We start from the raw sequence: 14,429 nt of genomic DNA, 5'->3' as shown, positions 1-14,429 counted from the left end.
GTCGGAGCAGCAGCCGCGACGGGCCGCCGACGAGTCCCGCGGCCGGGTGGGCATCGCTCACTGAGTCACGCAGATGGACGACGGACATGTCAGCTCCTCGGTAGCCGTGTCACCACAATAGCATTGTCACAATGCCCATTGTCATCGTTTGGGTGCACGAGAGCCACGCCTTCACGTGCTCATGGGGTGGGGAGCGGCTACCAGCGAGGCCCGCGCTGCACGTCGTCGACGCGCGGGCGCACGTCCACGAGATAGACGCACACCGCGACGACCGCGACGATGCCGAACAACTGCACGGCCGGGAACAGCAGGAGGACGAGGAACGCGACGGCGAGAATGCTCAGCCAGATCGGTTTGCTCAACTTGTCCACGGCGGTGAACGCGTCTTTGCGCTGGCGAGCCGCGTGGAACAGCGCGTACGCAGCACCACCCAGGGCGACGATGCGAATCACCAACAAGATCACCGAGACGACGCCGTCAACTTGAATCACAGCCCCATCCTACGAGGTCGACACGCAAACGGCCCCCGCACCGAACGTGCGGGGGCCGAAAAGCGTGAAGGATCAAGCCTTCTTGACCGGAGCAGCCTTCTTGGCCGGAGCGGCGGCCTTCTTGGCCGGAGCCGGGGCCGGAGTTGCCGCAGCCTTGGCCGGAGCAGCCTTCTTGGCGGGAGCGGCGTGCTTGGCCGGGGCAGCCTTGTCGGCCTGAGCCTGGACGTCGGCAGCGGTGGCGTCGACGCGATCGGCAGCGCCCTTCGACGCTTCCTCGGCCTGGTCGCCCAGGTCGAGAACCTTCAGGGCAGCCTCGTCGCCGGCGTCGGCGATGGCCTCCCCGAGCCCCTCGGCGGTGTCGGAGATGCGACCCGAAGCGCGGCCCGCGAGCTTCGCGGCCTGCTCGCCGACGGCGCGCGTCTGGCGTGCAACGGTGCCGAGAGCTTCCTCGGTCAGCTCGACGGCGTCACCGAAGGCGGTCTCGGCGCGGCCGATGCCCTCCTCGACGACCGGCTGCTTGCGGATGCGCTCGACGGTGTCCTCGCCGCGCTCGGCGAGCGACGTGTACAGGTCGGAGGCGACCTTCAGGTAGGCCTCGGCGACCTTGCGCAGCTCGTCGGCGGTGAACTTCTCACGCAGCTCGGCAAGCTCCTCGGGCAGCTCGGACGGCAGTCCGGCGAGGCGGTCGCGAAGGTTCTCGACACCCTCGGTGACCTCTTCCTGGAGTCCGGCGATGCGCTCCTTGGCGCCGCCGACACGCTCCTCGACGTCGCCCTGGGTGGACTCGGCGCGCGAGCGGACCTGGGCGACGACGTCGGCCACGGCCTGCACGACGACGTCGCCGGCGCCTACGGCCGCGTACAGCGAGGTCTTGACGCTGTCGATGGTCTTCTGGTCAGTCATCGGCTTTCTCCTGTTCAACGGTGGGGGGTTCTGGTTCCGGCGTCTGGGAATCAGAACGCTGGTGTTCTTCTGTCCGAAGCTCGGACGTCCGGGATTCGGCCGCTTCCGCCGATTCGTTCTCACGACAGAACGACTCGTAGATCTCGAGCAGCACTTGCTTCTGCCGCTCGGTAATGGCCGTATCCGCGAGCAGAGCGTCACGGAGTGGACCGTGTGGCCGCTGCTCGAGGTAACCCGCCTGGACGTACAGGACCTCCGACGACACCCGGAGACCCTTGGCTATCTGCCCAAGCACCTCGGCCGAGGGCTTGCGCAACCCACGTTCGATCTGACTCAGATACGGATTACTGACACCGGCCAGCTGCGCCAGCTGCCGCATCGACACCTGGGCCGCTTCGCGCTGGGCACGAATGAAACCTCCGATGTCGTGAGCGGCGTTGCTGACTACGCGAGCTGCCAGATCTCCTGCACCGGCTGCGTCGCGATCATCGCTTGCCATCAGTCCTCCGTGTTGCTGGGCAGAACCAAGCCTAAAGCAGGGTGCTAGCAATTGCAAGCACTCTGTTAGCACCCAGCTAGCGGACCCTCCGCCGAGGCCGATGTCAGCCGAACAGCAACGTCGAGAACGTGTAGATCAGCAGCCCCGCGATCGACCCGACCACGGTGCCGTTGATGCGGATGAACTGGAGATCCCGTCCCACCTGCAGTTCGATCTTCTTGGACGCCTCCTCGGCGTCCCAGCGCTCGACGGTGTCGGAGATGATCGCGGTGATCTCGTCGGTGTAGTGGACGACGACGTAGCGCGTGCCGGCGAGCACCCACCCGTCGACCTTGGCCCTCAGCTCGTGGTCGTCGCGCAGCCGCTCACCGAATCGCACGACGTTCTCCGCGACCTTCGTGCGCAGCGTGCTGTTCGGGTCGTCGACGGATTCCATGATCAGGCGCTTGGCGACCGTCCACGTAGCCGCAGCGAGACCGGTCACCTCCTCGCGCCCCATGATCTCGGCCTTGATCTTCTCGGCCTTCTCCATGGTCGCGGGGTCGTTCTGCAGGTCGTCGGCGAAGTCGACGAGGAAGCGGTTGGCCGCCTGCCGCACCTCGTGCTCCGGGTTGGATCGCACCTTCCAGGTGAATTCGACGAGCTCCCGGTGGATCTTCTCGCCGAGCATGGCGTCGACGAACTTGGGCGACCAGGCGGGCGAATCGCGGCTGACGATCCGGTCGATGGTCTCCTGACTCCCGAGCGCCCACTGGTGCGCCCGCTCGGCGAGCAGATCCAGGATCGGCAACTGCCGGTTCTCGCGCAGGAGTTCGCCGAGTACGCGCCCGATCGGCGGCCCCCACTGGGGCTCGGCCAGCCTGCGCACCAGGGTGCTGTCGATGATCTGCTGCACGTCCTCGTCGCGCAGGATCTCGACGAAGCCGCGCAGGATGGTGGCCGTCTCGGCAGCGACACGCGCGGCGTGCTTGGGCTGCGCCATCCACCTGCCCAGCCGCAGCGGGATCTCCGCGGCCTCCACCTTGGCGGACACCACCTCGGGGGCGAGGAAGTTCTGGCCGACGAAGTTGCCGAGGCTCGCCCCCAGCTGGTCCTTCTTGCGCTTGATGATCGCGGTGTGCGGGATCGGCAATCCGAGCGGATGCCGGAACAGGGCCGTCACCGCGAACCAGTCGGCCAGCGCACCGACCATGCCTGCCTCGGACGCGGCCCGCACGTAGCCGACCCACGCCCCCGCGCCCCGCGATTCCTGCCACCTGCACACGAGGTACACCACGGTGGCGAACACGAGAAAGCCCGTCGCGACAGCCTTCATCTTGCGGAGATCGCGACGCTTCGCGTCGTCGTCGAAGGCGGAAAGGCTCAGTTGATCCACAGACGCCATTGTGCCCAAGGACGGCGGGAAGGCGGCAACCCAGCCGCTGGACGCGCGCCCGCACAGACGGCGTTGTGCCGTGCGACAAGACCGGAGCACTAAGCTGACAGGAGATCGCGACACGAAACGGATGTGAAGAGACTCAGTGGCGAACGACGACGTGAAGGATCCTGAGCAGGTGACCGAGTCGATGACGAAGCTGGACAAGGCGGCAAAGCCCGATGGGCGCAAGCGCCGCTGGCGTGAGCACAAGATCGCGCGCCGAGAAGAACTCGTCGACGGAACGATCGCCGCCATTCGCTTGCGTGGACGCGACATCGGCATGGACGAGATCGCATCCGAGATCGGTGTCTCCAAGACGGTGCTGTACCGCTATTTCGCGGACAAGAGCGATCTGACGAACGCGACCATGGCGCGTTACGTGGAGACCACACTCGCCCCGCGGATCTACGAGGCCATCGGCGGCGACCTCGACGACTTCGAGCTGACCCGCGCCACCATCACGGCGTACGTCGAGACGGTGGCGTCGGATCCCGACGTCTACCTGTACATCATGGCGAACGGCTCCGGCCCGGGCCGCGAAACGGTCGCGGACTCGGAACGGATGATCGCGGAGGTGCTCTCCACGGTTCTCGGCGAGCGGCTGCGGCAGATGGAGATGGACTCCGGCGGCGCCGTCCCCTGGGCGTACGGAATCGTCGGCGGTGTGCAGCTGGCGACGCACTGGTGGATCTCCAACCGGTCCATGTCGGTCGAGGATCTGATCAACTACCTGACGATGATGACCTGGGGTGGCGTCACCGGTATCGCCGCCGTCAACGGCTCGCCCGCGCGATTCAATGCGATCCCGCACCCGCTGCGCCCGCCTGCGGCCGAGGCCGACTAGCGCCGAACGTTTCTTGTGTAACTATCAGTTACAGGTAAACTCGCCTGTGTGAACGAACACGAGGAAGAAGAAGAGGGCTACCGCGGCCCCGCCGACGTCGTCGTCGGCGACCGTCCTGCCGTGACCGTGCAGGTCCAGTTGGCGGGAAACTTCGAACCCATCAGCGGTCGGTACGTCTGGCACGGCCGCGTACGCACCCTGACCGACGTCCTCGGCGCCGATGCCGACCTGTCCGCGGGCACCGAGCTGCAGATCACGGGCCCGGATGGCACGGCCACCGCCCGGATCACCGGGATGGACCTCTGGGGAAGCCATCTCGTCGACGGAGTGACGCCCCCGCCGTTCAGCCGGGTGTGAACTCGAAGTCCGCCGGTTCGACCGACCGCGTCCGTCGCCAGTAGCGCACGGTCGAACCCGGCCAGATAGTGCGGTTGACGCCGTGCGAGTCCAGGTACCAGCTCACGCACCCGCCGGTGGACCACACGCCCTTTGCCAGTTTCCGTTGGATGTCGGTGTTGAAGCGGCTCTGCACGGCGGGCCGGACGGCCGCGGAATCGGCGCCGCGCCGGTCGACGAGATCCATCAACTCCAGTGCATAACGAATCTGCGACTCGATCATGAAGACCACCGAATTGTGACCGAGCCCGGTGTTGGGGCCGAAGAGGAAGAACGCGTTGGGGTAACCCGCGACGGTGATACCGAGGTGGGTGCGGATCCCGTGTTCCTCCCATTCGTCGGCGAGGCGTCGGCCCTCGACCCCGGTGAGGTCGACATTGTCGAAGCCGTCGGTGACGTGGAATCCGGTGGCGTAGATGATCGCGTCCACCGCCCGCTCAGCCCCGTCGCCCGCGACGATACTGTGCGGGCGTACCTCGGCGATGCCCTCGGTGATCACGACCGTCTTCGATGAGATCAACGCCGGGTAGTACACGTCCGACCCCAGGATCCGCTTGCAACCGATGCGATAGGACGGGGTCAGCTTCCGGCGAAGTTCGGGATCGGTGACGGTCCTGTTCAGGTTCTTCCGCGCCGCGCTCTCGATCGGCCGCATCAGGCGGGAGTGCCCGTTGAACCCGAGCGCGAGCGATTCGTAAGTCCAGTAGACCGCGGCACGCACCATTCGACGGGCCAGCGGGACCCGGCCCAACAGGCGCCGCGCCTCCGGCGGAATGCCGAAGTTCAGGCCGGGTATCACCCAGGGCGGCGTCCGCTGATACAGCTGCAACTCGGCTACGTCGCCCACGATCTCGGGAACGAACTGGACTGCGCTGGCGCCCGTGCCGATCACCGCGACTTTCTTGCCCCGCAGGTCGTAGTCGTGGTTCCACTGCGCCGAGTGGAACTCCGTTCCCTCGAAGGTGTCGGCGCCGGGCAGATCCGGGACGTTCGGGATGTGGAGGGCGCCGATCCCGGACACGACGAACTGGGCGACGTACTCGTCGCCCGACTCGGTGTGGACGTGCCACCGTTGCCGTTCGGCGTCCCAGTGCCCGCCCGTCATCGTGCGGCCGAAATGAATGTTGCGCCGCAGGTCGTACTTGTCGGCCAGGCCGCGCAGATAGTCGAAGATCTCCTCCTGTCCCGACCACATCCGCGTCCAGTCCGGGTTCGGCTCGAACGAGAACGAGTACAGGTGCGAGGGCACGTCACACGCACAACCCGGGTACGTGTTCTCCCGCCAGGTGCCGCCGACCTCCCGCGCCTTCTCCAGCAGGATGAAGTCGTCGCGTCCCCGCTTGCGGAGCTGGATGGCCGTGCCCAGACCCGAAAATCCCGTCCCGATCACCAGGACACGACACCGGTGCACCTCGCCGCCCACGACTCCATGTAACGCTCCTGTGGCACTGTTTGTACATGGCAGACAAGGCACGCGGATTGTGGAAGACGCCAGCGATCGAGGCCCTGCGATCGCGCCCGGGTCAGCGGATCGCCGAACTCGATTGCGGGAGCACACCGGGGTTCGTCGGCGACAAGTCGGACGGGGTCGCGCTGCTCGAGGAACGCGGTGCGGTGCTGTCGTCCCTCCAGGAGAAGCTCTACGCCAACGGACGATCCGGCGACGGCCGGTCGGTGCTCCTCGTGCTGCAGGGCATGGACACCGCGGGTAAAGGCGGGATGGTCCGCCACGTCATCGGGCACGTGGATCCGCAGGGCGTGGATCACGCGTCGTTCGGCGTGCCCACACCCGAGGAGAAGCGCCACCACTTCCTGTGGCGGATCGACAACGCCCTGCCCCGCGGCGGGCAACTCGGCGTGTTCGACCGGTCGCACTACGAGGACGTGCTGGTGGTCCGGGTTCACGATCTCGTGCCCGCCGAAATCTGGAGCGGCCGCTACGACGAGATCAACCATTTCGAGAAGGAACTCGTCGCCGGCGGCACGACGCTGGTGAAGGTCGCGATGTTCGTCTCACTCGACGAACAGAAGTCGCGGCTGCGCGAACGGTTGGAACGCCGGGACAAGTACTGGAAGTACAACCCCTCGGACGTCGACGAGCGCAAGCTCTGGCCCGCGTACCAGGACGCGTATCAGGCGATGCTCGACGAGACGTCGACCGATTACGCGCCGTGGTACGTGGTTCCGTGCGACCGCAAGTGGTACAGCCGGATCGCGGTCAGCGAGCTGCTGATCGACGCCCTGGAGAAGCTGGACCTCGACTGGCCGCCCGCCACTTTCGACATCGACGCGGAGAAACGGAGGCTCGCGGACTCCTGAGACCTTCCGGAAATGCCGCCGTCAGAAGAGGTGCGGCGTTTCGTGGTGCAGCCTGTGATCGTGACGCACGGCTCCTCCGTACAGCGCCATCGCTCCGGCCAGCGCGACGACGCACAGAGATCCGGAGATCACCGCCCAGCCGCCCTGCCCCGAGCCTGCGGCGACGAGGAATCCGCCGAGACAGACCACCGACAACAACACGAGAGCGAAGCTGACCCAAGCAGCGAAGAGATTGAGTTTCACGGCACTCACCTCACCTTCGAGAACGTGGTCCCGACGCTACGCCCGACCTGCATCGACGACAAGGCAGGCCGGTTTTCTTCGCGCCGCCCTGGGTAACCGGGAGTCATGAACCTCGAGAGCCTGTTCCGGAAGGCGGAATCCGCCGGGTTCCTCGACGGCGGCAGCCGGTTCCTGCAACAGCGGATCCAGGGGGCGCTCGGTTCGTCCGGCGCGGGTGCGATATTGCGCGGATCCTGGCTCGGGCACCCCGTGCATCCCGTTCTCGTCAGCCTCCCCATCGGTGCGTGGGTCGGCGCGACCGTCTTCGATCTGGCGTTCCGCGATCACGTCGGCGCACGCAGGCTGATCGGCCTGGGACTGCTCGCCACTCCCCCGACGTTGGTGACCGGCTGGGCGGACTGGGCCGAACGCGATACGCGTCAGCGCCGCGTCGGCCTGATCCACGCCGAGGCCAACGCCATCGGCATCACGGCCATGCTCGCGTCCTACCTTCGCCGCAGACACGGAACGGACGCACGCGCTGTCGTCACGAGCACCGCGGGACTACTCGCGATCGGTGTCGGCGGCGCGCTCGGCGGCCATCTGACCTACGCAATGGGCGCAGGAGTCGACGGGGTGCGGGAGGGTCCGGGATCGGACTCTCGCCTCGCCCCGGTGGGATGAAGAATCGAGGAACGTCATGATCGTGCTCGGACTGATCTTGCTCCTGATCGGATGGCTCACCGGCCTCACTTGGCTGTGGACCATCGGCATCATCCTCCTGGTGATCGGCGCGATCTTGTGGATTCTCGGCGCCACTGGTCGTGCGGTCGGCGGTAGGCGGCGTTGGTATTAGAACGCAACACCGGCCTGCCTGTGCCACCTGTCCTGTGACAGAGTGCTAGCCGGTCGGTTTACAAACCCGAAGTTCGGGAATCCCCGTGGCATGACGGCCATTCATCGCGAACCCAGACCTCCCGTGTGCGGCGGGCAACCGATGAGAACGGCAGCCGTCGGCACCTCGAGACGATTGAGGATTTCGATGGTCTCGGCCAACGCCAGTCCTCTCGACGTCTCGGACGGCGCCGATGTCGGGGGGCAGAGCATTCACCTCGCCGAACTGTCGGCAGCCCTCACACGAGAGGGTCACGACGTCACCGTCTACACCCGGGCGGAGAGCGAGGACGCCCCGGCGCGGGTCACGACCCCCGGCGGATACACCGTGGTGCACGTGCCGGTCGGGCCTCCGCGGCGGATGTCCGAGGCCGAGATCCTGCCGCTGATGGGGGCGTTCGGCAGCGTTCTGAAGGCCGAATGGGAAGCCGAACGGCCCGACATCGTCCACGCCCACTACTGGATGTCCGGGATCGCGACGCAACTCGCCGCCCGCACCATGGGCATTCCGGTGGTCCAGACGTTCCATGCGCTGGGGGTGGTCGAGCAGCGGTTCGAGCGCGCGGATTCGTCGAGCACCCACAACCGAATTCACTTGGAACAGTTGATCGCCCGCGGCGCCACCCGGGTGGTGGCGACGTGTACTGACGAGGTCTTCGAACTCTCCCACCTCGGCCTGCCGCGCTCGCGCACGTCCGTGGTTCCGTCCGGCGTCGACGTCGCCGAGTTCACGCCCGACGGCCGCGCCGACGAGAAGGGCAAACGCCATCGCCTCGTCATGGTCGGCCGCTTGGCGCCGAGCAAGGGGTTCGACACCGCGATCGAGGCGCTCTCCCACTTCCCCGACACCGAACTCGTCATCGCGGGCGGGCCGGCCGCCGACGACGTCGCCGACGACCCCGAAGCGTCGCGATTACTGACCCTGGCCCGGGAGACGAAGGTGCGCAACCGGGTACGGATCGTCGGGCGCGTGCCGAGGAACGCCATGCCCTCGCTGCTGCGCTCGGCGGATGCCGTCGTGTGCACCCCCTGGTACGAGCCGTTCGGCATGGTTCCGCTCGAGGCGATGGCCTGCGGCACACCGGTGGTGGCGTCCGCCGTCGGTGGTATGAGGGACACGGTGGTCGACGGCATCACCGGGCGCCTCATCTCACCGCGCAACCCGGTCCGCCTGGCCGAGGCCCTGCGACAGATCTTCGACGACGACGCCCTGCGCACGGGATACGGCATGGCGGGCTGCGATCGCGCCCGCGCCCGCTACTCGTGGGACCGGGTCGCCACCGATACCCTCCGCGCCTACGGCCGCTGCGTGTCGGCCCCTCCGCGCACGAGTCGAACCGGCGCCCACTGACGTCGGGCGCCGGTTCGGACGGTCAGGCCGTTCGGCCGTGCCAGGCCCCGAGGGCACTGTCCACGGAAGCGAAGCAGGGGTAGCTCGACTCCTGGCCCGCGGCTCTGAGCAGCCGATATACCGGCCGGCCGCAGATCATCGCCCATGTCCGCCCGTCCCGGACGTTCGTCGCGTGGACGGTGTCGAGCACCGACAGCCCCGCGGTTCCGATGAAATCCACCTTCGACATGTCGAGGATGAACTGCCCCTCGGGCGAAATCCGCGTGCACACGTAGTCGCGGAACCCCGGTGCACTGAACAGGTCGATTTCGCCTCGCACCCCTACCAACATCACCCCGGACCCGACTCGCTCGGAAGTGAATTCCGCGCTCGCACAGCGTGTCGGAGCGGAACCGACAGCCGAGAGCGTTACCCTCGGCTTGTACGTGGTACCGAACTCCGTGCCCGAACACGCCATTTCAGGTTCTGGGACCCCTGGACCAACAGACATGGCTCACCCCATCTCGAACATTGAGAGGGGAAGCGGAGCACCTGCAGACAGACCCGACCTCGGACACATGACACCGTCTGCTACGGCAGCGCTTCCCGACATCGGCTGTGTGTTCAACCTCGGTTCGAGACTACTCCCGCCTGTGGTGTGTCACAAGGAAATAACAGATACTCGAGCTCTCATTTGCCCTGGTGAGCGATTACAAACCGTTACGCACGGTTGTCCGCGCCGAAACAGCCGCGACGACACGTTCTGCGACCACGCGCAGTTTGACGTTCTCCCGCTGCGAACGCGTGACGAGGACGTCGAACGCGGTCTCGGCGTCGAGACCCCGCAACGCCATCACGATTCCCTTCGCCTGATCGATGACAGCGCGGGACCGGAGGGCGATACGGAGTTGCTCGATCAGATTTCTCGCCTCGCCGTACCGCCGGGCATTGCGCACCGCGACCGCAGCCGCCTCGACGTACAGCTCCAGCACCGACTCGTCCATGCGATGGAAGGCGTGCGGCAACAGTCCGTACAGATTCAGCGCGGCGGACTGATCCGCGACAGGTAGTGGTACGGACAGATAGCTGTGGACGCCTGCCGGCTCGGAACTCGCGGCGTACGCCGGCCACCTCTCGTACGCCGCGGCACGGTCGGCCCGCACGGTCTCGCGGGAGCGCACGGCGTCGAGCGCAGGCCCCTCACCGAAGCGGTACTGCAACTCCTCGAGCGCCGCGAGCTCGTCCGACGTCGCGGCCACCGTGACGGGACCCGTCGGCCGGAGAACGGTGATCCCGGCCATCGCCGCACCCGGGAACACCTCGACCACCCGACGGCACAGCGTGTGCAGCACCACGTCGGTCTCGTCCACGGGTTCGAGCAACTCGAGCACAGCGTCGAGCGACACGGTGACCGCGTCGGCGTCCGCGGTCTCGACGTCATTCGTCAACGTGTGCAGGTGAATCTCGTCAGGCATCCCACTCGTCTCCCGTGACCACCATGACCCTGCCGAGGGCCTCAGGAACGCTGATCGTGCGGCCAACACTACTCGGGCAAACGTACTGATCGGACTGGTTTGATCGGTCCTGTTCTGCGGTATTCCACCTGCGGTGTCGCCGGATCGCTACCCTGACTTCTCAGCAGCGCGGGCCGACCCACCGCCCGCCGACAGCACGGTACGCCCGACCCGGAGGTCTCATGGCCATCGCCAAGACAATCGAACCCGACCAGGATCACACACATCCCGTCGTCGAACTGCGCGTGCGAGCAACGCCCGATCAGCTCTCCGTACTGCGCGCCCTGGCAGCAACCGTTGCCATTCACGAAGATTTCGACCTCGACTCCATCGCCGACATCAAACTCGCCATGGACGAGATCTGCACCCAACTGATCGTCCGCGCGACACCGGATGCGGTCCTGGTGTGCCGGCTGCAGTATCTCGACAACACCCTGCGAGTCGACGTATCGAGCACCACCACCTCGGTCGACTCCCTCGGCGAGCGTTCGTTCGCCTGGCACGTGCTCAACGCCCTCACCGATTCGGTCGATCTGAAACAGGAGCCAGACTCCGCCACCGCGGGTTTCGTGACCACCATGGAATTCACCAAGGTGAAGAACGGCCTGAGTCTGTGACGTCCCATACTCACAGTGGGGGGCACACGGCCCGTTGGCCGGACGAGTATCAGGACGTCACAGCACTCTTCGAACAGATGGCAGCCCTCGACGAGGACGATCCCCGGCGCAGCAGACTGCGCGACGCCGTCGTGACGCGCTGTCTCCCGCTCGCCGAGCACATCGCACGCCGCTTCGACGGTCGCGGCGAGGCGCACGACGATCTGGTTCAGGTCGCGCGCCTCGGCCTGGTCAACTCGGTCGACCGGTTCGACGTGGAGCGGGGATCCGACTTCGTGTCCTTCGCGGTCCCCACCATCATGGGCGAGGTGCGACGGCACTTCCGCGACACCGGGTGGGCCGTGCGGGTGCCCCGCCGGATGAAGGAACTGCACCTCGCGCTGAGCCAGGCCGTCGCCGAACTGTCCCAGAGTCTCGGCCACGCTCCCACTGTCAGCGAACTCGCCGAGCACCTGGACCTCGAACAGGAGGAGGTGGCGCAGGGGCTCCTCGCCGGCAACGCGTACCAGACCGTCTCCGTCGACAACACGTCGTCGGACCGGACCGGCGAACTGTCCATGGTGGAGACGCTCGGCGACTACGACGCCGCGATGGACGACGTCGAGAACCACGAAACCCTGCGCCCCCTGCTTCAATCCCTCCCAGAACGGGAGCGGACCGTCCTCATGCTGCGATTCTTCGGCAACATGACACAGACCCAGATCGCCGACCGGGTCGGTATCTCGCAGATGCACGTGTCCCGGTTGCTGGCGAAGACACTGGCATCACTGCGAGATCAACTCGGTGACGCGTAGGTCAGATCGTTGCCGTGTCGATCACGAATCGGTACCGCACGTCGCTGCCGACCACGCGGTCGTAGGCGCCGTCGCGTGCTGCCCCACTCGTGGCGGCCTACACCTCGACATGTTTGCCCGACCGAAAGCACGTTCGGGGCCACCGCTGAGGCGGTGACCCCGAACACGCCGGAGAAATCAGGCCTCGGATTCTTCCTTCTCGGCCCGCCTGCGGAGACGCTTCGCCGCCGCCACCATATTGCGCAGCGAAGGCTCGAGCTGCCAGTAGTGACGCGTCTTCAGGCCGCCGTCCGGGTTGGCCCACAACCGTTCGAGTGAGACCGACTCGCTCGCCTCCGTGAGCAGTTCGTCCAACTCGTCGATGTCCGGAATCCGGGCCGACCGGCTCTCGTACACACCCGGACCGACACCGTGGGTCAGCGCCCGCTCCTTGATGGCACCGAGCACCCACGTGATGGAGCGCGTCGCCACGATCGCCGTCACGTCCGCGTCGAGCCGTTCGATGGCGTCGACCACCGACGCCCGGCTCGTGTACGTGATATGCGTGTGGATCTGCGTCTCCGGCTTCGCCCCGCCCGTCGCGAGACGGAATGCGTCGACCGCCCACTCGAGATACGCCTCGCGGCCGTTCTCGCGCAACGGCAGCAGTTCCCGGATCGCCGGCTCGTCGACCTGGATGATCGCGATGCCCGCCGCCTCGAGGTCGGCGATCTCGTCGCGGATCACCAGCGCCAACTGGTCGGCCGTCTCGTACAGCGGCTGATCCTGGCGGACGAACGACCGCGCGATCATCGTCACCGGACCCGTGAGCATGCCCTTGACCGGCTTGTCCGTCAGCGACTGCGCGTACGAGATCCACTCGACGGTCATCGGCTTCGGCCGCGACACGTCCCCGTAGAGGATCGGCGGACGTGTACACCGCGAGCCGTAAGCCTGCACCCACCCGTTGTGGGTGAAGGCATACCCCTCGAGAAGCTCCGCGAAGTACTGCACCATGTCGTTGCGCTCGTGCTCACCGTGCACGAAGACGTCGAGCCCGATGTCTTCCTGCAACCGGATCGTGCTTTCGATCTCGGCCTGGATCCGCTTGTAGTATTCCTCCCACTCGAGGCGTCCCTCACCCAACTCGTACCGCGCCTGCCGGATCGCGTCCGTCTGCGGGAACGAGCCCAGCGTCGTCGCCGGAACCAGCGGCAGGTTCAGTCGCTCCTGCTGGGCGACCCGCCGCTCCTCGTACGGAACCCGGAAGCGGTCGCCCGGCTTGATCGCGTTGACCCGTGCCCGCACCGCGTGCTTGAGCTTGAAGTGCACCGACGTGGGACGCTTGCGCCACTTGTCGGACGGCCCCTCGGTGAGCGCCTTGGCCAGCGAGACCACCTCGCCGACCTTCTGCTTCGCGAACGCGAGCCGGTCTGCGACATCACCCGGGATGTCGTACTCGGACAACACGTCGTACGGAACGTGCAGCAACGACGTCGACGTCGAGACCACGAGATCCGGCACGACGTCCTTCAGCGTGTTCAGGTACGTCAGCGTGTTGTACCGGTCGACGCGCCACACGTTGCGGCCGTCGACCACACCGGCGTAGATGCGCTTGCGCTTCATGCCCGGGATCTTCGCCAGCTCGTCGGCGCTCAGCCGGTGACTGACGAGATCGAGGCCCAGAGCCTCCACCTTGGTGGAGGCGAGGATGGCGAGCGCCTCCCCGAGATGCCCGTACGGACCGGTGACGAGGATGCGGGGCCGCAGCGGTGCGTGCGACAGCTTCTCGTACGCCTTGGCCAGCGCGGCCAGTTCTTCCGGTGCGCGGTCCTCGGTGAACGACGGCTCGTCCAGCTGGACGCATGTGGCACCGGCCTTCGCGAGCTGCTCGAACAGCCTCTCGTACTCCGGCAGCACCTTGTCCAGCAGGTCGAGGGTCGAGAAACCGTGCCGCTTCGACGTCGGACCGACCTTCGACAGCAGCAGCAGCGACACGGGCCCCAGCACGACCGGACGCAGTTCGATCCCGCGCGCCTTCGCCCGCTCGAACTCGTCCATCACGGTCTCGGACCGCAGCGAGAACTCGGTGTTCTCGTCCAGTTCGGGCTGACGGTAGTGGTAGTTGGTGCCGAAGAACCGCACCAGCTCGAGGGGCGGGAAGTCCGGCCGGCCACGCGCCAGCGTGAAGTAGAAGTCCAGCGGATCGA

The 14,429-nt window shown here is 66.6% G+C and carries 17 protein-coding genes; 8 read left to right on the top strand and 9 right to left on the bottom strand.

Annotated features, from left to right (window positions below):
- Positions 1-197: 197 nt before the first annotated feature.
- The 4 genes from QM693_RS15930 to QM693_RS15915 all read right to left on the bottom strand — a co-directional run bounded on the left by QM693_RS15930 (position 198) and on the right by QM693_RS15915 (position 3,268).
- Positions 198-491 carry a DUF2516 family protein gene (locus tag QM693_RS15930; protein ID WP_005251878.1) on the bottom strand — a complete coding sequence of 98 codons (294 nt, stop codon included), beginning with the start codon at positions 489-491 and terminating at the stop codon, positions 198-200.
- Between the two features lie 72 nt (positions 492-563).
- On the bottom strand, positions 564-1,394 hold the full coding sequence (tadA, locus tag QM693_RS15925) for a major lipid droplet protein TadA (RefSeq protein WP_283330992.1): 831 nt from the start codon (positions 1,392-1,394) through the stop codon (positions 564-566).
- A complete protein-coding gene (locus tag QM693_RS15920; protein WP_005261063.1) occupies positions 1,387-1,893 on the bottom strand; it encodes a helix-turn-helix domain-containing protein in 507 nt (168 codons plus the stop codon). Before QM693_RS15920 ends, tadA begins: the two co-directional genes overlap by 8 nt.
- Positions 1,894-1,996: 103 nt before the next feature.
- Positions 1,997-3,268: a DUF445 domain-containing protein gene (locus QM693_RS15915; protein ID WP_280779852.1), complete on the bottom strand. Its 1,272-nt coding sequence runs from the start codon at positions 3,266-3,268 to the stop codon at positions 1,997-1,999.
- A gap of 145 nt (positions 3,269-3,413) precedes the next feature.
- Between QM693_RS15915 and QM693_RS15910 the strand changes: the two genes are divergently transcribed.
- Together QM693_RS15910 and QM693_RS15905 are read left to right on the top strand one after the other, a co-directional pair.
- Positions 3,414-4,154: a TetR/AcrR family transcriptional regulator gene (locus QM693_RS15910; protein WP_283330991.1), complete on the top strand. Its 741-nt coding sequence runs from the start codon at positions 3,414-3,416 to the stop codon at positions 4,152-4,154.
- Between the two features lie 48 nt (positions 4,155-4,202).
- On the top strand, positions 4,203-4,511 hold the full coding sequence (locus tag QM693_RS15905) for a DUF4873 domain-containing protein (RefSeq protein WP_283330990.1): 309 nt from the start codon (positions 4,203-4,205) through the stop codon (positions 4,509-4,511).
- Here QM693_RS15905 and QM693_RS15900 read toward each other — a convergent pair.
- Positions 4,498-5,973 (bottom strand): flavin-containing monooxygenase, encoded by a 1,476-nt coding sequence (locus QM693_RS15900; RefSeq protein WP_283352834.1) that lies wholly within the window; start codon positions 5,971-5,973, stop codon positions 4,498-4,500. The two genes, QM693_RS15905 and QM693_RS15900, sit on opposite strands and share 14 nt — an antisense overlap.
- A gap of 35 nt (positions 5,974-6,008) precedes the next feature.
- On the opposite strand from QM693_RS15900, the gene QM693_RS15895 reads away from it, so the two are divergent.
- Positions 6,009-6,869, top strand: coding sequence for a polyphosphate kinase 2 family protein (locus QM693_RS15895; protein WP_280779849.1), 861 nt, complete (start codon positions 6,009-6,011; stop codon positions 6,867-6,869).
- A 21-nt stretch (positions 6,870-6,890) separates the two neighbouring features.
- On the opposite strand, the gene QM693_RS15890 is transcribed toward QM693_RS15895, so the two are convergent.
- On the bottom strand, positions 6,891-7,121 hold the full coding sequence (locus tag QM693_RS15890) for a hypothetical protein (RefSeq protein ID WP_016882734.1): 231 nt from the start codon (positions 7,119-7,121) through the stop codon (positions 6,891-6,893).
- 96 nt (positions 7,122-7,217) lie between these two features.
- On the opposite strand from QM693_RS15890, the gene QM693_RS15885 reads away from it, so the two are divergent.
- From QM693_RS15885 to QM693_RS15875, 3 genes are all read left to right on the top strand, one after another.
- Positions 7,218-7,775, top strand: coding sequence for a DUF2231 domain-containing protein (locus QM693_RS15885; RefSeq protein WP_280779848.1), 558 nt, complete (start codon positions 7,218-7,220; stop codon positions 7,773-7,775).
- A gap of 16 nt (positions 7,776-7,791) precedes the next feature.
- Positions 7,792-7,947 (top strand): DUF6131 family protein, encoded by a 156-nt coding sequence (locus QM693_RS15880; protein WP_005251863.1) that lies wholly within the window; start codon positions 7,792-7,794, stop codon positions 7,945-7,947.
- Positions 7,948-8,121: 174 nt separating this feature from the next.
- Positions 8,122-9,336, top strand: coding sequence for a glycosyltransferase (locus tag QM693_RS15875; protein WP_411194622.1), 1,215 nt, complete (start codon positions 8,122-8,124; stop codon positions 9,334-9,336).
- Positions 9,337-9,358: 22 nt separating this feature from the next.
- Here the strand turns inward: QM693_RS15875 and QM693_RS15870 are convergent, their stop codons facing one another.
- On the bottom strand, positions 9,359-9,667 hold the full coding sequence (locus QM693_RS15870; RefSeq protein WP_005251861.1) for an STAS domain-containing protein: 309 nt from the start codon (positions 9,665-9,667) through the stop codon (positions 9,359-9,361).
- A 358-nt stretch (positions 9,668-10,025) separates the two neighbouring features.
- Positions 10,026-10,790: a GAF and ANTAR domain-containing protein gene (locus QM693_RS15865; protein WP_283352833.1), complete on the bottom strand. Its 765-nt coding sequence runs from the start codon at positions 10,788-10,790 to the stop codon at positions 10,026-10,028.
- Positions 10,791-11,011: 221 nt separating this feature from the next.
- Between QM693_RS15865 and QM693_RS15860 the strand changes: the two genes are divergently transcribed.
- Positions 11,012-11,446, top strand: coding sequence for an ATP-binding protein (locus tag QM693_RS15860; protein ID WP_009474792.1), 435 nt, complete (start codon positions 11,012-11,014; stop codon positions 11,444-11,446).
- Positions 11,443-12,240, top strand: a complete 798-nt coding sequence (locus QM693_RS15855; protein WP_005251853.1) for an RNA polymerase sigma factor SigF — start codon at positions 11,443-11,445, stop codon at positions 12,238-12,240. Before QM693_RS15860 ends, QM693_RS15855 begins: the two co-directional genes overlap by 4 nt.
- A gap of 177 nt (positions 12,241-12,417) precedes the next feature.
- Here the strand turns inward: QM693_RS15855 and metE are convergent.
- The coding region (gene metE, locus QM693_RS15850; protein ID WP_283352832.1) for a 5-methyltetrahydropteroyltriglutamate--homocysteine S-methyltransferase at positions 12,418-14,429 on the bottom strand (2,012 nt) is incomplete at its 5' end.

The organism is Rhodococcus sp. IEGM 1305 (assembly GCF_030058635.1).
GTDB classification, from domain to species: Bacteria; Actinomycetota; Actinomycetes; order Mycobacteriales; family Mycobacteriaceae; genus Rhodococcus_F; species Rhodococcus_F opacus_D.
The sequence above is the reverse complement of the archived record's forward strand: the minus strand, read 5'-3'. Positions and strand labels throughout refer to the sequence as shown.